Source organism: Rhizobium sp. BT-226 (assembly GCF_025847085.2).
Lineage (GTDB): Bacteria > Pseudomonadota > Alphaproteobacteria > Rhizobiales > Rhizobiaceae > Rhizobium > Rhizobium sophorae.
Genome location: NZ_JAOYTI010000002.1, coordinates 350,484 through 373,397 on the forward strand (window position 1 = coordinate 350,484; position 22,914 = coordinate 373,397).

Annotated in this window: 23 protein-coding genes; 16 read left to right on the forward strand and 7 right to left on the reverse strand. The window is 62.3% G+C overall.

All coding sequences use genetic code 11. The features are described 5' to 3' along the window. Window positions 1-214: 214 nt before the first annotated feature. The 3 genes from OIU37_RS11860 to OIU37_RS11870 all read left to right on the forward strand — a co-directional run bounded on the left by OIU37_RS11860 (window position 215) and on the right by OIU37_RS11870 (window position 2,597). On the forward strand, window positions 215-553 hold the full coding sequence (locus tag OIU37_RS11860) for a DUF2147 domain-containing protein (RefSeq protein WP_113547143.1): 339 nt from the start codon (window positions 215-217) through the stop codon (window positions 551-553). Window positions 554-825: 272 nt separating this feature from the next. Next, the gene (locus OIU37_RS11865) at window positions 826-1,005 is read left to right on the forward strand and encodes a hypothetical protein (RefSeq protein ID WP_027685326.1); all 180 of its coding nucleotides are present in this window, start codon (window positions 826-828) and stop codon (window positions 1,003-1,005) included. Between the two features lie 89 nt (window positions 1,006-1,094). Continuing rightward, window positions 1,095-2,597 (forward strand): AMP nucleosidase, encoded by a 1,503-nt coding sequence (locus tag OIU37_RS11870; protein ID WP_171601033.1) that lies wholly within the window; start codon window positions 1,095-1,097, stop codon window positions 2,595-2,597. Between the two features lie 9 nt (window positions 2,598-2,606). On the opposite strand, the gene OIU37_RS11875 is transcribed toward OIU37_RS11870, so the two are convergent. Further along, window positions 2,607-2,822, reverse strand: a complete 216-nt coding sequence (locus OIU37_RS11875) for a hypothetical protein (protein ID WP_171376500.1) — start codon at window positions 2,820-2,822, stop codon at window positions 2,607-2,609. A 156-nt stretch (window positions 2,823-2,978) separates the two neighbouring features. On the opposite strand from OIU37_RS11875, the gene OIU37_RS11880 reads away from it, so the two are divergent. The 4 genes from OIU37_RS11880 to OIU37_RS11895 are packed head-to-tail and all read left to right on the forward strand — an operon-like array spanning window position 2,979 to window position 5,316. Further along, window positions 2,979-3,335: a YciI family protein gene (locus OIU37_RS11880; RefSeq protein WP_171601034.1), complete on the forward strand. Its 357-nt coding sequence runs from the start codon at window positions 2,979-2,981 to the stop codon at window positions 3,333-3,335. A gap of 10 nt (window positions 3,336-3,345) precedes the next feature. Continuing rightward, window positions 3,346-3,705 (forward strand): YciI family protein, encoded by a 360-nt coding sequence (locus tag OIU37_RS11885; protein ID WP_171601035.1) that lies wholly within the window; start codon window positions 3,346-3,348, stop codon window positions 3,703-3,705. A 2-nt stretch (window positions 3,706-3,707) separates the two neighbouring features. Continuing rightward, complete coding sequence (locus tag OIU37_RS11890; RefSeq protein WP_180693337.1) at window positions 3,708-4,067, forward strand: YciI family protein; 360 nt, start codon at window positions 3,708-3,710, stop codon at window positions 4,065-4,067. Between the two features lie 7 nt (window positions 4,068-4,074). Beyond that, on the forward strand, window positions 4,075-5,316 hold the full coding sequence (locus OIU37_RS11895) for an RNA polymerase sigma factor (protein ID WP_171601037.1): 1,242 nt from the start codon (window positions 4,075-4,077) through the stop codon (window positions 5,314-5,316). Here the strand turns inward: OIU37_RS11895 and OIU37_RS11900 are convergent. Continuing rightward, a complete protein-coding gene (locus OIU37_RS11900; RefSeq protein ID WP_182211611.1) occupies window positions 5,284-6,246 on the reverse strand; it encodes a lysylphosphatidylglycerol synthase domain-containing protein in 963 nt (320 codons plus the stop codon). The two genes, OIU37_RS11895 and OIU37_RS11900, sit on opposite strands and share 33 nt — an antisense overlap. A 174-nt stretch (window positions 6,247-6,420) precedes the next feature. Here OIU37_RS11900 and OIU37_RS11905 point away from each other — a divergent pair, with 174 nt between their 5' ends. From OIU37_RS11905 to OIU37_RS11920, 4 genes are all read left to right on the forward strand, one after another. Continuing rightward, window positions 6,421-7,914 (forward strand): glycosyltransferase family 39 protein, encoded by a 1,494-nt coding sequence (locus OIU37_RS11905; RefSeq protein WP_264257563.1) that lies wholly within the window; start codon window positions 6,421-6,423, stop codon window positions 7,912-7,914. A gap of 138 nt (window positions 7,915-8,052) precedes the next feature. Next, window positions 8,053-9,069: a glycosyltransferase family 2 protein gene (locus tag OIU37_RS11910; RefSeq protein ID WP_182211614.1), complete on the forward strand. Its 1,017-nt coding sequence runs from the start codon at window positions 8,053-8,055 to the stop codon at window positions 9,067-9,069. 12 nt (window positions 9,070-9,081) lie between these two features. Next, window positions 9,082-10,581: a glycosyltransferase family 39 protein gene (locus OIU37_RS11915; RefSeq protein WP_264257564.1), complete on the forward strand. Its 1,500-nt coding sequence runs from the start codon at window positions 9,082-9,084 to the stop codon at window positions 10,579-10,581. After that, window positions 10,582-12,069, forward strand: coding sequence for a glycosyltransferase family 39 protein (locus tag OIU37_RS11920; RefSeq protein WP_264257565.1), 1,488 nt, complete (start codon window positions 10,582-10,584; stop codon window positions 12,067-12,069). Between the two features lie 6 nt (window positions 12,070-12,075). Here the strand turns inward: OIU37_RS11920 and OIU37_RS11925 are convergent, their stop codons facing one another. Next, window positions 12,076-13,443 (reverse strand): aspartate aminotransferase family protein, encoded by a 1,368-nt coding sequence (locus tag OIU37_RS11925; protein WP_264257566.1) that lies wholly within the window; start codon window positions 13,441-13,443, stop codon window positions 12,076-12,078. A gap of 82 nt (window positions 13,444-13,525) precedes the next feature. On the opposite strand from OIU37_RS11925, the gene OIU37_RS11930 reads away from it, so the two are divergent. After that, a complete protein-coding gene (locus OIU37_RS11930) occupies window positions 13,526-14,878 on the forward strand; it encodes a glutamine synthetase family protein (RefSeq protein WP_264258465.1) in 1,353 nt (450 codons plus the stop codon). 18 nt (window positions 14,879-14,896) lie between these two features. On the opposite strand, the gene OIU37_RS11935 is transcribed toward OIU37_RS11930, so the two are convergent. Beyond that, window positions 14,897-15,841, reverse strand: coding sequence for a diacylglycerol kinase family protein (locus tag OIU37_RS11935; RefSeq protein WP_264257567.1), 945 nt, complete (start codon window positions 15,839-15,841; stop codon window positions 14,897-14,899). Window positions 15,842-16,140: 299 nt separating this feature from the next. Between OIU37_RS11935 and OIU37_RS11940 the strand changes: the two genes are divergently transcribed. Further along, window positions 16,141-17,385: an MFS transporter gene (locus OIU37_RS11940; RefSeq protein WP_264257568.1), complete on the forward strand. Its 1,245-nt coding sequence runs from the start codon at window positions 16,141-16,143 to the stop codon at window positions 17,383-17,385. Here the strand turns inward: OIU37_RS11940 and OIU37_RS11945 are convergent. Further along, on the reverse strand, window positions 17,344-17,748 hold the full coding sequence (locus OIU37_RS11945; protein WP_264257569.1) for a helix-turn-helix domain-containing protein: 405 nt from the start codon (window positions 17,746-17,748) through the stop codon (window positions 17,344-17,346). The genes OIU37_RS11940 and OIU37_RS11945 overlap by 42 nt on opposite strands. A 102-nt stretch (window positions 17,749-17,850) precedes the next feature. On the opposite strand from OIU37_RS11945, the gene OIU37_RS11950 reads away from it, so the two are divergent. Beyond that, window positions 17,851-18,864, forward strand: coding sequence for a zinc-binding alcohol dehydrogenase family protein (locus tag OIU37_RS11950; protein ID WP_264257570.1), 1,014 nt, complete (start codon window positions 17,851-17,853; stop codon window positions 18,862-18,864). Window positions 18,865-19,177: 313 nt separating this feature from the next. Continuing rightward, window positions 19,178-20,551 carry a magnesium transporter gene (mgtE, locus tag OIU37_RS11955; RefSeq protein WP_264257571.1) on the forward strand — a complete coding sequence of 458 codons (1,374 nt, stop codon included), beginning with the start codon at window positions 19,178-19,180 and terminating at the stop codon, window positions 20,549-20,551. A gap of 23 nt (window positions 20,552-20,574) precedes the next feature. Here the strand turns inward: mgtE and OIU37_RS11960 are convergent, their stop codons facing one another. Then, a complete protein-coding gene (locus OIU37_RS11960; protein WP_182211627.1) occupies window positions 20,575-21,096 on the reverse strand; it encodes an Lrp/AsnC family transcriptional regulator in 522 nt (173 codons plus the stop codon). 96 nt (window positions 21,097-21,192) lie between these two features. Here OIU37_RS11960 and OIU37_RS11965 point away from each other — a divergent pair, with 96 nt between their 5' ends. Next, window positions 21,193-22,098, forward strand: coding sequence for a DMT family transporter (locus tag OIU37_RS11965; protein WP_168309713.1), 906 nt, complete (start codon window positions 21,193-21,195; stop codon window positions 22,096-22,098). A gap of 98 nt (window positions 22,099-22,196) precedes the next feature. On the opposite strand, the gene OIU37_RS11970 is transcribed toward OIU37_RS11965, so the two are convergent. Further along, on the reverse strand, window positions 22,197-22,811 hold the full coding sequence (locus tag OIU37_RS11970) for a L,D-transpeptidase (RefSeq protein ID WP_017959713.1): 615 nt from the start codon (window positions 22,809-22,811) through the stop codon (window positions 22,197-22,199). Between the last annotated feature and the right edge of the window lie 103 nt (window positions 22,812-22,914).

The window sequence follows — 22,914 nt, forward strand, 5'->3', positions numbered from 1 at the left end:
CGAATTAAGGATTTTCGCTCGAATTTTACGAAAGATTCAGATTTGAAAATAAAGGGATCGTTCATCATGAAATCAGCAGGCCCTATCTTTGGAAGCTCACCGCACGGCTTTTCTCGTGTTTTTCAGCCAGGCGGCATGACAGCGATTGACCCTGTTTACCTTTACGTTCGCGTCAGTTATTTTCCCCGCGATCAAGGACATCATGGAGGAAAAGATGATCCGCAGCTTCGTTCTCGCTGGCGCCATAACAGTCATCGCGGGTATCGCGCATGCCGAGGAGCCGATCGTCGGCAACTGGAAGACGGCCGCCGGTGATACGGCGGTGATCGCATCCTGCGGCGGCAGTTACTGCGTGACACTGAAGACCGGTAAATATGCCGGCCGGAAGATCGGCACGCTTGCGGGAACCGGCGGCAGCTATGCCGGCGAGATCACCGACCCGGCCGCCGAAAAGACCTATAGCGGTTCCGGCAAGATTTCCGGCAATTCGCTGAGGATGCAGGGCTGCGTGATGAAGATCCTCTGCAAGTCGCAGACCTGGACGCGGCTCTGAAGCCATAAGGCGCGCACGCAACGATCATCCCAAACTGAGAAGCATGCCAACGCGACGGCGTGCTTCGAAGCCCTTTGCGGCCTTCTCCGTCAAGCCGTCCGGCGAAGCCGAACAGTCGAACTGGGCCCGCGCCTCCCTACAAGTCCTCTTCGCAACCTGGCCGAGCCTGCCCAGAAAAGCTGAACGGCTGATGAACCGGGATCTCAGCACTCGTTCAGCCGTCGCATGGCAAAACTCTTGTCACGATAGAGTTGCGTATCGGGGATAAGGGGATGAACATCTATATTCTGGCAAGACGCTTTAGCATCATCACGCTGTTTGCGGCGATCTTCGCGATCACATTTTCAGCGGTCGTGGTGCACGAAGGCGGCGGCGGCGCGCAGTCGCATTTCGGGGCAAGCTATACCTGCCTGGAGAGAAACGGCACCTTCTGCGCGCCCACGGTGCGGTGACCGGCATCCACACACCGAGGAAGATAAAAAATCGGGATTCCGCCGGCGCGCGTCGTTTGCTTGTCAAGAACAACTCTCTATAATGCGTCATGAACAAACGAATCTCCCTTTTGTCGCCCCTCGACACATCCTCTCCACCGCCTTTCCAGCCTCAGAGCTTCGATGATCCCGCCAAGGCGGTCGAGACGCTGACGGCGCTTTACGAGCGCAACACGGCGTTTCTGATAGAGAGCTTCAGCCACCTTGCGCAGGGCGCTCCGATCTCCTCGCGCTACCGCGCATTTTATCCGCAGGTCAGCATCGAGACGACAAGCTTCGGCCATGTCGATTCGCGGCTTTCCTACGGTCATGTCACGGCACCCGGCATCTACACGACGACCGTCACCCGACCGAAGCTCTTCAAGCATTACTTGAAGGAGCAACTGGCGCTCTTGATGAAGAGCCACAACGTGCCTGTGATCGTCTCGGAATCGACGACGCCGATCCCCTTGCACTTCGCCTTCGGCGAGGGCGCGCATGTGGAAGCTTCGACCAACGCCTTCGTCGACGTTCCGATGCGCGATATCTTCGACACGCCCGACCTCAACACCACCGACGACGAGATCGCCAATGGGGAATATATCCCGCCGCCGGGAGAGCCCTCACCGCTTGCGCCGTTCACCGCGCAACGCATCGACTATTCGCTCGCCCGGCTGTCGCATTATACGGCGACGCATGCCGAGCATTTTCAGAATTTCGTGCTGTTTACCAACTACCAGTTCTATATCGACGAATTCTGCGGCTGGGCGCGCAAGCTGATGGCCGAGGGCGGCGACGGCTATACCGCCTTCGTCGAGCCCGGCAATGTCGTCACCCTGCCCGGCTCGAACGCGCCGGAGACGGATGCGGCGCTGACCCGCCTGCCGCAGATGCCGGCCTACCATCTGAAGAAGAAGGGCCATGCCGGGATCACCATGATCAATATCGGCGTCGGCCCGTCCAACGCCAAGACGATCACCGACCATGTCGCCGTGCTGCGCCCGCATGCCTGGCTGATGCTCGGCCACTGCGCCGGGCTACGCAACAGCCAGCGGCTCGGCGACTATGTTCTCGCCCATGCCTATATGCGCGAGGACCATGTCCTCGACGACGACCTGCCGGTCTGGGTGCCGATCCCGGCGCTGGCCGAAGTGCAGGTGGCGCTCGAAGCGGCCGTTGCCGAAATCACCGGCTATGAAGGTTTCGAGCTGAAGCGCATCATGCGCACCGGTACCGTCGGCACGATCGACAACCGCAACTGGGAACTGCGCGACCAGCGCGGGCCGGTGAAGCGGCTCTCCCAGGCGCGCGCGATCGCGCTCGACATGGAATCGGCAACGATCGCCGCCAACGGATTCCGCTTCCGCGTGCCCTATGGCACGCTGCTCTGCGTCTCCGACAAGCCGCTGCACGGCGAGTTGAAGCTGCCGGGCATGGCAACGGCCTTCTACCGCACGCAGGTCAACCAGCACCTGCAGATCGGCATCCGCGCCGTCCAGAAGCTTGCCGCCATGCCAAAGGAAGCGCTGCATTCACGCAAGCTGCGCAGCTTCTTCGAAACGGCCTTCCAATAGGCCGGTTCCTCACCTGCCGGTCACGACAGGTGCTGACTGCTGCACAAGCATCTGCGGCCTGCCGGCGGCAACATTCAGCCCCGCGATCAACAGGGTGAAGGCGACGAAGACGAAAGCGACGCGCAGGAGAATCTTCAGCCCATCGCTTTCGACGAACTCCAGCTCACGCTTTTCATGGCGGCGCGCCCATATCTGGCTTGCCACAGCGATTTCAAAAATACTCATTGCTATAATCCTCGACAGGTTTCGACGAAGCCTTGTCGAGTGCTGCCTTGCGATTTCGACACGAGCGGGCACAAAAGATTTTTTCCCGCCGCTGTCGAAATGCGCGAAGATCGTTCGTCCAGAGGTATTGGAACACGGCAAGGAAGGTTGTCCGCGATGAAATATCTCTGTCAGGTCTGGTTCGACGGCGCGATACTCGACGCCATGACGAAAGAGGAGAAGGCCGAGCTCGACACAAATTCCCTCGACTACGACAAGGACCTCGCCGAAAGCGGGCATATGATAATCGCCCAGGCGCTGCAGCCACCGAAATCGGCGGTGATCGTGCGGGTGCGCAATGACGAGATGTCGGTGACGGACGGTCCCTTCACTGAGACGAAAGAGGCGCTCGGCGGCTTCATCCTGATCGAGGCAAAGGATCTCAACGAAGCGATTCGCGTTGCCGCCGGTATCCCGCTTGCCAAGCTCGGCGCGATCGAAGTGCGGCCAATCCACGAATTCGGAGCTAAGTGAGGAGAGACCAATGAAATTTCTATGCCAGATCTGGTTCGACACCGAAAAAAGCAAGCTAGTCCCTCAGACCGAATGGGATGCGCTGACACAGGAGTGCATCATCAGCGACAATCGCTGGCGCGAGAGCGGTCATCTGCTGGTGGCGCTCGCGTTGCATGAACCGTCAACAGCAATCACGGTCCGCCTGCGCGATGGCGAAGCCTTTGCGACCGATGGCCCATTTGCCGAAATCAAAGAGCACCTCGGCGGTTTTGTGCTGATCGAAGCTGAGACTATCGAGGAGGCGAAGACGATCGTCTCGAGTTTTCCGATCCTCAAATATTGCTCGATCGAAGTGCGCCCGACTTACTCCATCCAGGATGGGAAATAGCCATGCGCTACATCTGCCTGATTTATAACAGCACCGACACCGACGGCACGCTGACGCCTGATGAAACCAATGAACTGATCAAAGCCCATTTCGCCTTCGACGAAGAACTGCTCCGCGATGGCATCATGATCCATTCCGACGCGTTGGAGATGCCTGACCAGGCGATGGTACTGCGCGTTCGAAACAACACGCTGTCTGCCACCGACGGTCCCTATGTCGAGACGAAGGAGCACCTGGCCGGCTTCTATGTCATCGAGGCACCTGACATGGTCAAGGCAAAAGAGATTGCCGGGCGGATCCCTTCGGCGCGTTTCGGCGCGGTCGAGCTCAGGCCCGTACGGACGCTGACGCTGCTGGAGTAGGTGGTCGTTGGAAACCGTCATCGAGGAAATTTACCGAACGCAGTCACGCCGGGTGCTGGCGACGCTGATCCGCCTGCTCGGCGATTTCGACCGGGCGGAGGAAGCACTTCAAGATGCTTTTGCCGCAGCCGCCCGGACTTGGCCGGTGGATGGCATTCCCGGCAATCCCTTCGCCTGGCTCGTTTCGACGGGACGCTTCAAGGCGATAGATACGATCCGGCGGCGGGCACGTTTCGATGCTTCGCAGCAGCACATCGAGGACAGCCTCTACAGCGTCGACGAAACGGAGATCGGCGATATGGAACCGATCGAAGACGACATGCTGCGGCTGATCTTCACCTGCTGCCATCCCGCTATTCCGGCCGACGCGCAGACGGCGATGGCGCTGCGGGAAATCTGTGGATTGACCACCGAAGAGATCGCGCATGCCTTCCTCATTCCAGCCCCGACGATCGCCCAGCGGATCGTGCGCGCCAAAGGCAGGATCCGTGCGGCGAAGATCCCCTATGAAGTGCCGGGCCGCGAGGCGCTGCCGCCGCGACTCGACCGAGTGCTGCACGTCATCTACCTCGTCTTCAACGAGGGCTATTCGGCCTCTTCGGGCGAGGAGGTGGTCCGCGCTGACCTGACCGCAGAAGCGATCCGTCTGGCGCGACTGCTTCTGGCGCTGCTGCCGCATCCAGACGTCTCCGGCCTGCTGGCCTTGATGCTGCTGCAGGATTCCCGCCGCACCGCCCGCAGCGGTGAGCAGCGATCGCTGGTGCTGCTTGCCGATCAGGACCGCTCGCTCTGGGATCATGCGAAGATTGCGGAAGGCCTGGCGCTGCTCGCCGCAGCGATGGAAGCCGGAGAGATCGGCACCTATACGCTGCAGGCGGCGATCGCCGCCGAACATGCCAAGGCGCCGGCTGCCGAAGAGACCGATTGGCGACGGATCGCCTTCTATTACGATCTGCTTCTGGCCGCACAGCCCTCCCCGATCGTCGAGCTCAACCGCGCGGTGGCGATTGCGATGGCGGAAGGGCCGGCGAAGGGGCTGGAACTGGTTGATGGCATTCTGGGACGCCGGGAGCTGCAGGCCTATCACCTCGCCCATTCGGCGCGCGCCGATTTCCTGCGCCGTCTCGGCCGGAGGCAAGAGGCGATCGCCGCGTATGAAACAGCGCTGTCGCTCTGCCGGCAGGAGCCGGAGCAGGCGTTTTTGAGAAAACGCATTTCAGAGCTTGCCGCGGCGTCCGAGCGGCAGTGAGATCGCAGTTCCCGTCAGCGCCGAGACAATGATCAACAGGTGGGCATTGACGCTCGCCTGTGCCAGCGCGGCAAGGGCCAGCCGCTCGCTCGATGCGCCCAAGGCGATGGCGCCGGCGGTGATGCCGGCCGGATAAGTGCCGACGCCGCCCGGCGCATGCATCGGCAGCACGGAGGAGAGTTCGCCGCCGAGCGCGCCGCCGAAGCTTGCCGCCATCGGCAGCACGCCCATCAGGCCGAGCGCCCATGCGAGCACCATCACCTTCACCAGCCAGTTGACGATGGTCATCGCCCAGGCCCGCGCAAAGGCGATGGCATCGAGCGGCAAGCCGTTTTCGATCTCGGCGACGAATTTCTGCGCCTTGTTCGGCAGCAGCCTGGCGGCCAGGCGCAGCAGCGGCTTGCGGGCGACGAAGGCCGCGACCGGCAGCAGCAGGAAGACAGTCCAGAGCGACCAGGCAACTGCCGCATCGGCTGAAGCGACGGCAAAGCCGATGCCGGCGGCGGCCAGAAGCGCGTGCAGGTCGAGCAGCCGCATGACGAACAGCGCCGAGGTTCCGCGCGTCAGCGGAATGCCGAATTCGGTGCGCATCAGCAGCGGAAAGCTGGTCTCGCCGGCGCGGAAGGGCAGCATGATGTTCAGCAGATTGTGGATCTGCGTGACGCGGAAGAGGACCGCGAACCGGCCAGCCGTCTCGTTCGGGAAATAATCATAGATGCGCCAGGTGCGCAGGAAATAGGTACTCGTCAGCAGCACCAGCGCGCCGATCACCGGACCCGCGCCGACATCGGCCCACTGCCTGATGATAACAGGCCAACCCCAGAACCATTGGATGAAGAGGCCATAGGCTGCGACGATGACGACCGTCAGAACGGTCATGCGATTGCGCATAAACCAGGATTGCCGGCTTTCAACGATCGAACTCTTCATGTAGTAGGCATTCCTCGCTTGGCTTCGGCATAGGCAGCGGTTCCGTCGCCAGGCCTTTTAGGAGAAATGAAGGTTGCGCACAACGACGGAGTGACGGCGGCGGTGGCGGACATGCTTCCACGCCGACGATCCGATCGGCCGTGATGGCGCCTTGCCGGCTTGACGTGGAGATCGATGTTGGAGCGGATTACCAGAAGCATTACGAGCGCAAGCATTTTTCTGGCAGCCTATTTCCTGCTGAACATCGCGCTTCGCATCGCCTTGCCGCATACGCTCGATCTCGACGAGGCGGAACAATCCTTCTACTCGCAATACCTGCTTGCCGGCTACGGACCGCAGCCGCCCTTCTACAACTGGATCCAATATGCCATCGTTTCGGTGACCGGCATATCGATGTGGGTGCTCTCGGTGCCGAAGAACATCATTCTCTTCGGCTGCTATCTCTTCTACGGGCTTGCTGCCCGCGAGGTGCTGAAGAGCCGTTCGCTCGCAGCCGTCGTCATGCTGAGCCTGATTACCCTGCCGCAGGTCGGCCTGATGGCGCAGCGCGAACTGACCCATACGGTTGCCCTGCTGTTTGCGACCTCGCTCTTCCTCTTCGGTTTTTTCCGCACGCTGCGCCAGCCGACGCTCGGGAGCTATCTCCTCATCGGCATCGCCACCGGCATAGGGCTCATCTCGAAGTATAATTTCGCCATCCTGCCATTTGCCGCCCTCATTGCCGTACTGCCGGAGCGGGAATGGCGCAGCCGTCTCATCGACTGGCGTATGCTGCCGGCCGCCGTCCTTGCCATTCTGATCGTGCTGCCGCATGCGCTCTGGCTGCCTGACAATCTCGCCAGCGCGTCTGCGCCGACACTGGAGCGGATGACTGCCGAACACCTAGCCCCGGCCGGCCTTCCCCGCATCGGGCAAGGACTGCTATCTCTCGTCATCGCCGTCCTCGGCTTCGTCGCATTGCCAATCGTGCTCGTTGTGGCCGCCTTCCGGCGTGACTTCTTTCGCGCGCTCTCCTCTTCCAGCCCGATGATCCGGGTGATCGAGCGGATGATGGTCATCAGCCTGCTCGCCTTCGTCGGCGTGGTCCTCTTCGCCGGCGCGAGCGATATCCACGAGCGCTGGCTCGACCCATGCCTGCTCGTGCTGCTGATCTATCTGTTCCTGAAACTGGAAACCGCGGACATCGATCTTTCCGCCGGTCTTGCGCGCTTCCGGCCCGTGGTGCCGGTCTTCATGGTCGTCATCCTGTCGATCCTTCTTTTCCGGATCGTCGGCATTCAATATATCGGCACGTATACGAGAACGAACGTACCCTTTTCCGGCTACGTGGCTGAATTGACCGCGACCCGCAAGCCGGTTCTCATCGTCGCGGGAACCAAGTTCATTGCCGGCAACATGCGGCTGAAGTTTCCCGATGTTCCCGTCGTGATCCCGTTCTTCCCCGGACCCGGAGTTCCCGAATATGCGAACGCGAAGGGGCCGGTGCTGGTTATCTGGCGCGGCGAGACCGCAGATGATCCGACAATTTCCCCCGGCTTCGCCAATGACCTCGTCAAATCGGGCATTCATCTGCAAGAGTTGAAGACGCTGACGCTGCCCTATCTCTTCGGTGACGGCAAACGCAGCTTCTCCATTGGTTACTCCTGGGTGGAAGGCGGCGCGAAATAGCGCCCCGGCAGGTCAGCCGATTGCGGGGAAACCGGCATTGCCCGCTGGCAACCGGCGGACACTTCATGTAGTAGCCTTCCGCAAGCGCGGCGGCAGCAGTAAAGATTGCTCGGCCGTCCGGCCTTTTGGAGATGAAAGTTGCAGACAACGGTAGAGCCCATTCGCGGTACGAATGATCCGGTACAATCGCTCGAACTGTCGCTGGTCGTGCCCATTTTCAACGAAGAGCAAAGCGTCGGCCCGCTTGTCGAGCGTGTCGTGGCTGCGATGGTTAGCTACCCCCATCGCTGGGAGCTGATCCTCGTCGACGATGGCAGCACGGATGCGACGCTCGTCAACGCCCGGAAGTACGTCGGACGCGAGGGGTTGGCGCTCAGAATCGTCGAGCTGCAGCGCAACTTCGGCCAGACAGCCGCCATGCAGGCCGGTATCGACACCGCCCAGGGTCGCCTGATCGCGACGATGGACGGCGACCTCCAGAACGATCCGAAGGACATTCCTTCGATGGTCTCCGAGCTGGAACGGCGCGAACTCGACCTCTTGGTCGGCTGGCGCAAGAACCGCAAGGACGGTCTGTTCTTGCGCAAGATCCCGTCGTGGTGCGCCAACTACCTGATCGGCCGTATCACCGGCGTCAAGCTGCACGATTACGGCTGCAGCCTGAAGATCTACCGTGCCTCGATCATCAAGCAGGTGAAGCTGATGGGCGAGATGCACCGCTTCATCCCAGCCTGGGTTGCCGGTGTGGTGCCGAGCTCGCGCATCGGCGAGATGGCCGTCACCCACCATGCCCGCGAGCACGGCGTTTCGAAATACGGCATTTCGCGCACCTTCCGCGTCATCCTCGATCTGCTGTCGGTGATGTTCTTCATGCGCTACAAGGCGCGACCGGGGCATTTCTTCGGATCGCTGGGTCTCGGCCTCGGCGCGCTCGCCATGCTGATCCTGCTCTATCTCGGCTTCGACAAGTTCATCCTGGGCAACGACATCGGCACGCGACCGATGCTGATGGTCGGCGTCGTGCTGCTGCTGTCGTCGGTGCAGATGATCACCACCGGCATCCTGGCAGAAATGATCGCGCGCACTTATTACCGCGACGATGCCTCTCCGAATTATATCGTGCGGCAGATCTTCGACGATCAAAGCCAAGCCTAAGCCGGCAGCACTATGCTGGAGCGCGTAACGAGGACGATCAAAACCGCGGGCCTGCTGCTTGCAGCCTATTTCGTGCTCAACATCGCGCTGCGCATCGCGCTTCCGCATTCGCTGGAACTCGACGAGGCGGAGCAATCCTTCTTCTCGCAATATCTGCTGGCGGGCTACGGCCCGCAGCCGCCCTTCTACAACTGGATGCAATATGCCGTCGTTTCGCTGACGGGCATGTCGATCGGCACGCTGATCGTTCCGAAGAACATCCTGCTGTTCCTGTCCTATCTCTTCTATGGCTTTGCCGGGCGGCGCGCGCTGAAGGACGAGGCGCTTGCCGCCGTCGGCATGCTGGCGCTGATCACCCTGCCCCAGGTCTCCTACATGGCGCAGCAGGATCTGACCCATACGACGGCGCTGCTCTTTGCCAGTTCGCTGTTTCTCTACGGCTTTTTCCGCACGCTCGACCGGCCCGATATGGCGAGCTACCTGCTGCTCGGGCTTGCGACCGGCATCGGGCTGATCTCGAAATATAATTTCGCGCTGATGCCTGTCGTCGCCTTGATCGCCATCCTGCCTGATGCCGAATGGCGGCGCCGGGCGCTCGACTGGCGCATATTGGTCGCAGTCGCCGTTGCGCTCCTCATCGTCCTGCCGCATGCGATCTGGCTGCAGGGCAATCTCGCATTCGCCTCCTCCGACACTCTGGTCAAGATGGCCGCCGGCAGCGAACCTGCCGGCGCCTTGCGGATCGGCAAAGGTCTTCTCGCCTTTCTCGTCGCCATCATCGCCTTTGCGGCGTTGCCGGTGGTGATCTTCGCCGCCACCTTCCGCCGGGATTTCGTCCGGGCGCTTTCGGCGGGCAACCGCTGGACCGGGATGATGGAGCGGATGATGCTCGCAAGTCTTGCCGGTATTGCTCTCATCGTGCTGTTCACCGGCTCCACCACGGTGCGCGAGCGCTGGCTTGACCCATTCCTGATGGTGCTGCCGATCTATTTCCTGGCGAAAATGCAGGCCGCCGGGCTCGACCTTTCCGCCGGTCTGCGCCGCTTCCGGCCGGTGCTGCCGGTGCTGATGGCCTGCGTGCTGATCGCACTCGGCTTCCGCGTCGTCGGCGCCGGGCTGATCGGCACTTACAGCCGGCCGAATGTGCCTATGGCGGTTTTTTCGCGCGAGATGACGCGACAGGCAGAACCGGCACTGGTGATCGCTTCCGACACCTATATCGGCGGAAACATGCGGCTGCAGTTTCCCGATGTGCCGGTGGTGATCCCGGATTTTCCGGCACCGGGCATTCCGGCCTATGCCGAGGTCAGGGGGCCGGTGCTGATCGTCTGGCGCGGCAAGAAGACGGCGACGGCTGCGGATGCCGTCATGCCGGAGCGGTTTTCCTCGGCGCTGACGGCGGCAGGCATCGCGCTGCAGGAGATCGGCTCGCTGTCGCTTCCCTATTATTTCGGCCGCCAGGGCGACAATTTCGCACTCGGCTACGCCTGGGTGCAGCCGGAGACCAAATAGATGACCGAGAGCAAGCTTCGCGACATCAGGTGGATCTTCGTTCTGCTGGCAGCCTATTTCGTGCTCCAGGTCGGCGTGCGGCTCGCAACCTCGCATTCGCTCGATCTCGACGAGGCCGAACAGGCCTTCCGCTCGCAATGGCTTGCCGCCGGCTACGGCCCGCAGCCGCCCTTCTACAACTGGCTGCAATACACTGTCTTTCAGTTTGCCGGTGTCTCGCTGACCGCCCTTTCCATGGTGAAGAACCTCCTGCTGTTCATCTCCTATCTGCTCTACGGCCTGACGGCGCGGCTCGTGCTGCGCGACAAGGCGCTGGTGGCGATCGCCACGCTCGGGCTGCTGACGATCCCGCAGATGGCTTTCGAGATGCAGCGCGACCTGACGCACACGGTCGCGGTGTTCTTCTCGGCCAGCATCTTCTTCTACGGCTTCATCCGCAGCCTGAAGCAGCCGAGCCTTGCCTCCTATCTCATCGCCGGCATCGGCATCGGCTTCGGCCTGCTTGCCAAATATAATTTCGCGATCCTGCCGGCGGCAGCCCTGATTGCCGCGCTGGCCGATGCGCGCCTGCGGCCGCGGATCTTCGACTGGCGGCTGGTGCTGACAGCGGCGGTGGCACTCGTCATCACCCTGCCGCATCTCTTCTGGCTGAAGGACAATCTCGATTTCGCCACCGCGCGCACGCTGGAGAAGATGACCGCGAGCGGCGATGCGAGCTATCTCACGCAGGTCGCCATGGGCGTCAGCTCGCTCGCCCTCGCCACCATCAGCTTTGCCGGATTGACCGTGGCGGTATTCGCGCTCGTCTTCGGCAAGAACCTTCGTCCGGCGCTTGGCTCCGGCTCGGAATGGACGCGGCTTCTCGAGCGGATGATGCTCGTCTTCTTGGCCGGCATTCTGCTTTTGATCGTCTTCGGGGGTGCTGCCGGCATCAAGGATCGCTGGCTGGTGCCGATGCTCTTCATCCTGCCGCTCTATTTCTGCCTGAAGATCGAGGCAGCAGGCGTCACGACAGACAGAGCGTTCCGGCGTTTTATACCCATCCTCGCCGTCATCATGATCAGCGTGCCGGCGGCCCTCTATGGGAGCGTTGCGACTGCACGCTTTACCGGTCATTACGAGCGGCTGAACAGGCCTTATGCCGGCATGCTGGAAACCTTGCGCAGACAGGCCGAACCGGCGGCGATCCTTGCCGGCGACAGCCTGCTCGCCGGAAACCTCAGGCAGGATATTCCCGGTGTGCCGATCCTCTCCGTGGACTATCCCGGCTTCAACCCGGATCTTACCAGCCGGCGACCGCTTCTCCTGGTGTGGCTCCTGCCGCAAAAGGGGGGTAACGAAGGGCTTCCGCCGGCCATGGCTCAATGGCTGCAGACCAATCTCGGCGTGTCCGCACCCGAGACGTCGGTGATCAACGTGCCCTATTTCTATGCGCGCGGCGACGACCGCTATCGTTTCGGCTATGCCTGGGTCAATCAGCCGGGCTGAGCGAAATCAGGATTTCAGCTCCTTCCAGGCCAAATCCAGCGCCAGCCTGGTAATCCTTGCCATCTCGTCCACCTCGGCGTGGCTGATGACGAGAGGCGGTGAGGCGAGCATGCGGTCGCCGGTGGCGCGCAGCACCAGCCCGTTCGCCAGCGCGTGGCTGCGCACCAGCGCACCGACCTGATCGGGCTTGGCATAACGGGTGCGCGTGCTCTTCTCGGCGGCAAGCTGCAATCCGCCCATCAGGCCGATACTGACGGCTTCGCCGACCAGATCGTGTTCGGCGTGCGCTGCCCAGGCCCTGCCGAAATAGGGGCCAATATCGTCGCGCACGCGTTCGACCAGTCTTTCTTCCTCGATGATGCGCAGGTTTTCGAGTGCTGCGGCGGCGCAGACCGGGTGGCCGGAATAGGTGAAGCCGTGATTGAAGTCGCCGACCTCGTTGATCAGCACATCTGCGATGCGGTCGCTGACGAGCACGCCGCCGATCGGCAGGTAGCCGGAGGACAGCCCCTTGGCGATCGGCGCCAGGTCAGGCTCGACACCGAAATGCTGGTGGCCGAACCAGGCGCCCAATCGGCCGAAACCGCAGATGACCTCGTCGGTCACCAAAAGGATATTGCGCGCCTTGCAGATGCGGTCGATCTCCGGCCAGTAGGTCTCGGGCGGGATGATGACGCCGGCAGCGCCTTGCACCGGTTCGGCGACAAAGGCTGCAACATTCTCCTCGCCCAGATCGTCGATCTTCGCTTCGAGCTCGCGGGCAACCTTGAGACCTAATTCCGCAGGTGAGAGATCGCCGCCTTCGCCGTACCAATAGGGCTGGCCGATATGGACGATGCCCGGTATCGGCAGGTCGCCCTGTTCGTGCATGTATTTCATGCCGCCGAGGCTGGCGCCGGCGACGGTCGAACCGTGATAACCGTTCTTCCTCGATACCACGATCTTCTTCGACGGCTTGCCGACGGCGCTCCAGTAGACGCGGGCCATGCGGAACCAGGTGTCGTTCGCCTCCGAGCCGGAGCCGGTGAAGAAGACATGGTTGAAACGCGCGCCGGCATGCGAGGTGACCTTCTCAGCCAGCAGCGTCGCCGGCGTCGAGGTCGTGCCGAAGAAGGTGTTGTAATAGGGCAGCTCGTTCATCTGCCTGGCGACGGCGTCAGTGATCTCCCGGCGGCCATAGCCGATATTGACGCACCAGAGGCCGGCGAAGCCGTCGAGATATTTCCTGCCGTGATTGTCGAAGATGTGGACGCCCTCGCCGCGCTGGATGATGCGCGTGCCTTCGGCATTCAGCTTCTTCATGTCGGCGAAGGGGTGCAGGTGATGCGCGGCGTCGATCGCGGCAAGGTTCGAGGGTGGGTAAGTATCGGGCATGATTGGCAAAGACCCTCGCGGATTGAAAGGCTGATGTCGATGGGATAGGAGCTTGGCCTTGTCCCGGAGGATTTTCAAGGTCATGGCGAACGACAGGATGGACGGCAAGGCCGACGGCGGCGACCCGCGTTTCGAGATCCTGATCGTCGGCATGAACGGCGACCTGCGCGGCAAGCAGCTTCCGCTCGACGCACAAGGCAAGGTCTGGGCCGGAGACATCCGCCTGCCGACGTCGACGCAATCGCTCGACATCTGGGGCGACGATAATGATGATATCACCGGCCTGTCGCTGACGATCGGCGATCCCGACGGCATGCTCGTAGCCGACCGGCGCAGCCTGGCGCCGATGCCCTGGGCGCCCGAGGGCTCGATGCAGGTGCTCGCCAGCATGCACGAATTCGACGGCAGCCCGAGCTTCATGGACCCGCGCGCCATCCTCGCCTCGGTGCTGGAGCGCTATGCCTCGCGCGGCCTGACGCCCGTGGTGGCGACCGAGCTGGAATTTTACGTGATGGCGGGAGACTGGCGCGAGACCGGACGCCCCTGCCCGCCCGAAAGCCTCACCTATCGCGGCGAACCGAACGGTTTCCAGCTCTACGACATGAGCGCCGTCGACGCGCTCGACGGCTATTTGCAGACCCTGAGGGCCTATGCGAAAGCGCAGGACCTGCCGGCGGATGCAACGACGGCGGAATTCGGTCCGGGCCAGTTCGAGGTCAACCTGCTGCATCGCCCCGATGCACTGGCAGCCGCCGACGATTGCCTCTACCTCAAGCGCATCGCCGAACAGGCGGCGCGCCGCCACGGGCTGAAGTCGACCTGCATGGCCAAACCCTATTCCGAACATGCCGGCTCCGGCCTGCATGTGCATGCGAGCATCGTCGACCGGCATGGCCGCAACATCCTCGATGCCAAGGGCGGCGAGCCGAAGCGGCTCAAATCGGCGACAGCAGGCCTGCTCAATACCATGCGCGAGGCGCAGCTGATCTTTGCCCCCTTCGCCAATTCCTACCGGCGCTTCCAGCCGGGCTCGTTTGCGCCTGTCGATCTGACCTGGGGCAGCGGCCATCGCGGCACGGCGATCCGCATTCTCGACAAGGACGGGCCGGCCGCACGCATCGAACACCGCGTCGCCGGCGCCGACGCCAATCCCTATCTGCTGCTGGCGGCGATCCTCGGCGGCATGCTCACTGGTCTCGATGGCGAGCTCGACCCCGGCGAAGAGACGACACCCTCGCACATACCTGCGAATACGACGCGACTGACGCATGATTTCCTGAGCGCCGTCGAGACCTTCCGCACCTCGCCCTTCATCACCGATATCTTCGGCGCGCGTTATCAGGCGCTCTATGGCGACACCAAGCGCAAGGAAGCGCTTGCGCATCTGCGCACCGTTTCGGATTTCGACTACCGCACCTATCTGCCGCGGCTCTGAAATTACGCGGCGGCCGACTTACGCAGCGGGCTCCCGGCGTTCGTCCGCATTCACCTGAGCGGCGAGACCCTGTTTGACGAGAACCTTCAATTCGCCCGGATGCAGCCGGATCGAGACGTCGCGTTCGAGCGGCAGCAACTCACCGTCCATGACGCAATTGGCCTTGAAGCGCAGTTTTGGGAAATGCAGGTGCACTTCGGCCGGGTGCATCACCATGACGTCGGCATTCTCGCGGAACTTGCCGCGCAGCATGTCGATGGCGAGACGGGCGACACCCAGAGGCTTCAGCGGATTTGCCGTGTAGAAGCCGAGTTCGCCGCTTGTCAGATTGTCGGCGTAGAGCAGCGCATTCTCGCCGAAAGGATTGTTGGAGACTGAAATCGCCGACACCCTGCGACGCTCCCGCATGCCGGCCGCCTCGAAATCGACCTCGAATTCCGGCGGATTGAACACGACGCCCAAAGCCGCCTTCGTGCTTGCCCGGATCTTGCCGAGCCGCGAGCGATAGCTGTAGGCGTTGCGGTAGCGCACCATGCGGGCGTGCAGGCCGGCGGAAAACTGGTGGATGAAGGGCCGGCCGTTGGCGCTGGCGATATCGACATTGTCGACCTCGCCGGAGGCAAGCACATCGAGCGCCTGCCAGATATCGAGCGGCACACGCAGCGAGCGGGCAAAGAGGTTCATCGTGCCGGCGGGCACGACGCCGAGCGCAATTCCGTTTTTCCAGGCAATCGATGCCGCCGCCGAAATCGTGCCGTCGCCACCGCCGGCGACGATACCGTCGATATCGTCGCGCTTGGCCGCCCGCTCCATGGCAGGAACGATTTCCTTTCCTGAGAAGACGATGGCGTCGAAATCGTGCCCCGCTTCGCGGAAGGCCGCCTCCGCCCTTTTTTCATAGGCCAGCATGTCGGTGGTCTTGAAGGTCCCGCCGTCGCGATTGAAAAAGCCTATAAGCTTCATAAGAGCTCCCGTCCCTGGCGCGGAAATGCTCCTGCCTTGCCCCTGAGATGGTTGCAATATCGGCGATTTCAAGCGCAGCCTTCTTTCCTGACAAAGGGCAGAAATGCAAAAATTGCAATAGACGTATGCACATAGCAGGACGCTGCACTGCAAAAAATGCACTCGACGGCAGCCTAGACGTCACGGATAGATGGTCTATCGGAGACATCGTCTCCACTTCCCGCCACTTCCACCGATCGGCTTGCTGCCCGCCTGCGCCAGAGGCCATTGCCAAGCAGAAACCGCCTCGAGGAGCTCTCTTGAGTGAGATTGCCGCCACTATTTCAGTCGATAGCCGGAACTCCATTGATCGCCAGGATGAAGAGCTGCCGTCGGCAATGACCGTGGCGCTGGTCCAGCTGGCGCTCGCCTGCGGCGGCTTCGGCATCGGCACCGGCGAATTCGCGATCATGGGGCTACTGCCCAATGTCGCCGAGACCTTCTCGGTCACCACGCCGCAAGCCGGCTACGTCATCAGCGCCTATGCGCTCGGCGTCGTCGTCGGCGCACCCGTCATTGCCGTCCTCGCCGCGAAGATGGCGCGCCGCACGCTGCTTTTGGCCCTGATGCTGATCTTTGCCGCCGGCAATATATCGAGCGCCATGGCGCCGACCTTCGAAAGCTTCACGCTGCTGCGCTTCGTCAGCGGCCTGCCGCACGGCGCCTATTTCGGCGTCGCGGCCCTTGTCGCCGCCTCGATGGTGCCGGCGCATCGCCGCGCCCGTGCCGTCGGCCGCGTCATGCTCGGCCTGACCGTTGCGACACTTCTCGGCACGCCGTTGACGACCTTCTTCGGCCAGTCGCTCGACTGGCAGGTGGCGTTTTTCTCGGTCGGCGTGCTCGGCCTGCTGACCGTGGCGCTGATCTGGTTCTACGTTCCGAAGGACAGGGTTTCCGCGGAGGCGGGCTTCCTGCGCGAACTCGGCGCCTTCCGCCGGCCGCACGTGTGGCTGACGCTCGGCATCGCCGCCGTCGGTTACGGCGGCATGTTCGCGATGTTCAGCTATATCGCCTCGACGACGACTGAGGTAGCAATGCTGCCGGAAACAGCCGTTCCGATCATGCTGGTCCTCTTCGGCGTCGGCATGAACGCGGGCAATTTCATCGGCTCGTGGCTCGCCGACAAATCGCTGCTCGGCACGATCGGCGGTTCGCTCATCTATAATATCGTCGTGCTGACCACCTTCTCGCTGACCGCCGCCAACCCCTATTTGCTCGGTCTCTCCGTCTTCCTCGTCGGCTGCGGCTTTGCCGCCGGCCCGGCGCTGCAGACGCGGCTGATGGATGTTGCCGCCGACGCGCAGACGCTTGCGGCCGCGTCCAACCATTCCGCCTTCAACATCGCCAATGCGATCGGCGCCTGGCTCGGCGGCCTCGTCATCGCCGGAGGTTACGGTTTTGCCGCAACCGGTTATGTCGGCGCGGCGCTGTCCTTCCTCGGCCTCTTCGTCTTTGCAGCCTCGCTACGCCTCGAGCGCCGCGACCGGAGCGCGCAGGCCGTCTGAGGCCAGGCGCAGCTCGCGGCCTTCCGGGCTGCAGAAGACATAATCGTCGCCCCAGGCGGCCAATGCCTGGATGACGGGCTTGAGCGTCATGCCGAGCGGCGTCATTGCATACTCGACCCTCGGCGGCACGACCGGATAGACTGTGCGTGATACCAGGCCGGACACTTCCAGTTCACGCAGCTGCTTGGTCAGCATGCGTTGGGTCACGGCCGGCAGCTTACGCCGCAATTCGTTGAAGCGCAGAGTTCCTTGCATCAGATGAAAGAGGATCACGCCCTTCCACTTCCCGTCGAGGTAGATCAGCGTCGCTTCGACCGGGCAGCCGGGAAAATTCTTGACGAGCTTGGCGCGCGGCAATGACATTTACAGTATCCTTTTGGGTACTACGTACAGAATTTGTGCATTCTTGCGTTGTCAGAACATAGTGCGCATCTAGCTTCCGTGCAACGAACACAGGAGTTTCCCATGCGCGCCGTCGCCTATAAAACGCCCCAACCAATCTCCGCCGAGACCTCGCTGATCGATGTCGAGCTGCCGATGCCGGAGGCTGGAGGCCACGATCTGCTCGTCGAGGTCAAAGCCGTTTCGGTCAATCCCGTCGACGTGAAGGTGCGCGCCCATTCCGCGCCGCCCGCGGACGAACTCAAGGTGCTCGGCTGGGATGCCGCCGGCATCGTCAAGGCCATCGGCGCCGATGTCACCCTGTTCAGGCCCGGCGACGAGGTGTTCTACTCCGGAGTCATCAGCCGCCCGGGCAGCAATGCCGAATTCCATCTCGTCGACGAGCGCATCGTCGGTGCCAAACCGAAGAGCCTCGATTTCGCGGCGGCGGCCGCCCTGCCGCTGACCTCGATTACGGCCTACGAAGCGCTGTTCGACCGGCTGAAGGTGCAGGACGCGGTTTCGGGAGCGGGACGCTCCATCCTGATCATCGGCGGCGCCGGCGGCGTCGGCTCGATCGCCATTCAGATCGCCCGGGCATTGACCGACCTGACGGTGATCGCCACCGCCTCGCGGCCGGAAACGCAGGACTGGGTGAAGGAACTCGGCGCGCATCACGTCATCGACCATTCCAGGCCGATCGCGCCGCAGGTGGCAGCGCTTGGCATCGGCGCGCCGGGATTCATATTCTCGACCACCAATACCGATAGCCATATCGGCGACATCATCGAAGCGATTGCGCCGCAGGGCCGCTTCGTTTTGATCGACGATCCGAAGACGCTCGACATCGTGCCCTTCAAGCGCAAGGCCGTGTCCGTTCATTGGGAGCTGATGTTCACCCGCCCGCTCTACGGTACGCCTGACATGATCGAGCAGCACAAGCTGCTGAACAAGATGTCCGAGCTCGTCGACGCCGGAAAGATCCGCACGACGCTTTCAGAGATCGTCGGGCCGATCAATGCGGCGAACCTCAAGGCGGCGCATGCCATGGTCGAAAGCGGCAGGATGAAGGGCAAGGCTGTGCTAGAAGGATTCTGAGATCGCCGCCAGCAGGCCGGTATTCTGGGACCCCCAAGATCATACAAACCATACCGCCTGGAATGCCGCATCGCAGGGTGCGACATTCTGGCGTTAAGCATTTACCCCGCTTGACTTTTTCCGCGTTCGGGACCACCTAGCAAACACGTGAATGACACTCGTCAGCCACGGATTTCAACGGAGTCATCATAACGATGCCAAGCGACAGTAGGAGTCGATTGCCTTTGCCGTACGCGACCCTCGTGCGCTGACCGACTCCTGTCGGCTCGCCCGATCGGACGCTACGGCGGATCGACGGAAAGGCGAGCCTCAAATGAATATCAATCGCTTCCCTCTTCGGGCAGGCCATGCCGCCCGTGCCTTCATCAACAACAGCCGCGGCGCAACGATCGCCGAACGCGTCGAAGCGTTGAACGCGCTCAGCGTCCAGGACGCCGGACGGGTGCTAACCGGCATGCCGCTCGACTATGCCGTCAACATTCTCGACCGGCCGGAGCTTCGCAACGCCGCACAGATCCTTGCGCTGATCAGCGCCGAGGACGCCGCACGGCTGCTGCACGGCATGTCGAACGACCGCGTCGCCGACGTGCTGCTCGAACTCGACGGCGAGACCCGCGCCCGGTTGTTCTCCAGCCTCGACGAACCGGTGCGCATCGCGATCCAGTACCTGATGGGTTATCCGCCACGCACGGCCGGCGGCATCATGACGACGGAGTTCGTCAGCGTGCCTGACAGCTGGACCGTCGCCCGCACACTCGACCATGTGCGCCAGGTCGAACGCTCGCGCGAAACCGTCTACGCCATCTATGTGCTGGACGAGGTCAGCCATGCGCTGCTGCATGTGGTGACGCTGCGTCGCCTCATCACCGGCGAACCGGAGGCTTCGATCCTCTCTGTGGCACAGAAGGGCGCGCCGGTTTCGGCCGATCCACTGATGAAGCAGGAGGATGTCGCCCGGCTGATCCGCAAACACGACCTGCTCGCCCTGCCCGTCACCGACGAACAGGGGCAGGTGCTCGGCATCGTCACCGTCGACGACGTGATCGACACGATGATATCGGACACGACGGAAGCGGCTCAGAGGTTCGGCGGCATGGAGGCGCTCGGCCAGCCCTACATGAAGATCAGCTTCGCCGGCATGATCCGCAAGCGCGCCGGCTGGCTCGCTGCGCTCTTCCTCGGTGAGATGCTGACGGCAAGCGCCATGCAGCATTTCGAAGGCGAGCTGGAAAAGGCCGTGGTGTTGACGCTGTTCATCCCGCTGATCATGAGCTCGGGCGGCAATTCCGGTTCGCAGGCGACATCGCTGATCATCCGGGCCCTGGCGCTCGGCGAGTTGAAGCTTTCGGACTGGTGGAAGGTGCTTTTGCGCGAACTGCCGACGGGCGTCGTGCTCGGCGCGATCCTCGGCCTCGTCGGCTTCATCCGCATCGTCTTCTGGCAATCGGCCGGGCTCTACGATTACGGTCCACACTGGCAGATGGTCGCCGTCACGGTGTTTGCCGCCCTGATCGGGATCGTCACCTTCGGCTCGATCTGCGGCTCGATGCTGCCTTTCGTGCTGCAGAAGCTCCGGCTCGATCCCGCCAGCGCCTCGGCCCCCTTCGTCGCCACACTGGTCGACGTCACCGGGCTCGTCATCTACTTCTCGGTGGCGCTGCTCATCCTCAGCGGGACGCTGCTCTAACCCGCAAGCAAGCCCGAGGGGAATTATTTTCCCTCGGGCAGCTTCAACGGCCCATGCGTCTTGATGCTGCGGATGGCGAAGTTCGAGCGGATATCGCTGACATTCGGCAGGGTCAACAGCGTTTCCGTCAGAAGCCGTTCATAGGCGGCGAGATCCTCCACCACCACCTCGGCGAGGAAATCGGCCGTGCCCGAAATCAGAAAGCAGGAGACGATCTCGGGAATGGCGAGCAGCGCCTTCTGCTGCGCCTCGGAATTTTCACGGCTGTGCTGGACGACCTTGAATTCGACGAAGACGGTCAGGCCGAGACCGACCTCCTTGCGGTCGATATCCGCGGTGTAGCCGCGGATGATGCCGGACCGTTCGAGATTGCGGATGCGGCGCAGGCACGGCGACGGCGACAGGTTCACCTTCTCGGCGATCTCGACATTGGTCGCCCGCGCATCCTCCTGCAGACACTTCAGGATGGCGATATCGAACTTATCGAGATTTGGCATTTTCGCGATCCATATAGACGTCAGTTGGCAGAAGATTGCGCATAGCATGTTTTTTGAGCCACAGATAGCAAGGACATGCCCTGACCTCTGGCGGTAGTCTTCTCTTCAACCGGACAGGCTCCGGATGAAGGAAAGGACAGAACGATGACCACCATTGCCTTCACGAACGACAAGTCGCCTTCGCAGGTACTGGGTTATGCCGGCGGCACTATTACCGTGCTGATCTGGGCGACATGGTTTCTGGTCACCCGCCACAGCGCCGCAACGCCGCTCGGCTCGATCGATATCGGGCTGATCCGCTTCGGAATTCCGGCGCTGGTGCTTTCACCCGTCTGGCTGAAGACGGGGCTGCTGCCGAAGGCGCTGCCACTTCACCTGCTGGCGATCATGGTATCCGGTTCCGGCGCCATCTTCTTCCTGCTGACCACGCTGGCAATCCATTCGACGCCGGCCGCCTCTTCGGGGATTCTGCTCGGCGGCTCGATGCCGCTCGCCGCGGCGTTGATCGGGATTGCGCTGTTTCGCGAAAGACCGGACAACACCCGCATCGCTGGGCTCGTTGCGATCGTCGCCGGCGTGCTGATCCTGCTCACGCGCAGCCTTGCGGACGCCTCGCTGCCATGGACGAGCTTCGTGCTGCTGCCGGCCGGCGCCGTTCTCTGGGCAAGCTATACGCATGCCTTCCGCCGCTCCGGCCTGACCGCCGTGCAGGCGAGTGCCCTGATTGCCGTCTGGTCCTTCCTGATCATGGGCGCGCTTGCCCTCATCTTCGGCGTCTCGCTGCCACAGGCTCCACTTCAGGAAATCGGCCTGCAAGTGCTGAGCCAGGGCATTCTTTCCGGCCTCGTCGCCATGGTCGCCTATGGCACCGCCGTCAGAACACTCGGCGGAACACAGGCTGCCGCCTTCACGGCGCTGACGCCGGTTCTCGCGACGCTTGGCGGCGGCTTGCTGCTTGGCGAAGCGATCGGCATGACGGAAATCAGCGCCGCCGTGATCACCGGCATCGGCGTGGCGCTTTCGACGGGTATCGCCACGCCGCGCCGCTAAAATCCAACACAAACAGCAGTTGGAAAGCCGCCTGCAGCCATCGCTGCGGCGGCTTTTTCGATGGAGACGTCGTCCTTACCGAGCTTGGAACGGACACGTCAGGCCTGAATGACGACGACCCTGGCGCCGACCTCGACGCGGCTATAGAGGTCGATCACGTCGTGGTTCATCATGCGGACACAGCCGCTCGACATGGCGAGACCAATCGATTGCGGCTGGTTGGTGCCATGAATGCGAAAATGCGTGTCGTTGCCGCCGCGATAGAGATACATGGCCCGCGCGCCGAGTGGGTTGTTCGGGCCGCCCGGCATGCCGCCGGCAAGCTTGCGATAGCGCTCTTCACGGCGCTGCATGTTTTCTGTGGGCGTCCAGCTCGGCCACTCGGCCTTGCGGCCGATATAGGCGTTACCGGCAAATGCCAGCCCCTCACGACCGACACCGACACCATAACGCATCGCCCTGCCGCCGCCGAGGACGTAATAGGCCCGGCGCGCGGGTGTATCGACGATCACGGTGCCGGCAGCATGCGTGGTTTCGTAGGCCACTTCCTGGCGGCGGAGCTCCGGCTTGATCTTGTCGATCGGCACCTGCTTCAACGGGAATTTTTCGTCCGGCAGTGCGGCATAGTTGGTCTGGCTGTTCAGACCGGTCGAAGAGCAGCCGGCCACGAAAAGCGGCAGAGCGATCAGGAAGCCCCGGCGGGAGATCGTCATGAATGTGTCCTTAGTGCGTCAACTTGATGTCGCAAGCTAAGGAAATTATGGTTAACGAACGGATAACAGCCTCCGGCAGGAGGCGATCACGAAGGCGTCAGCG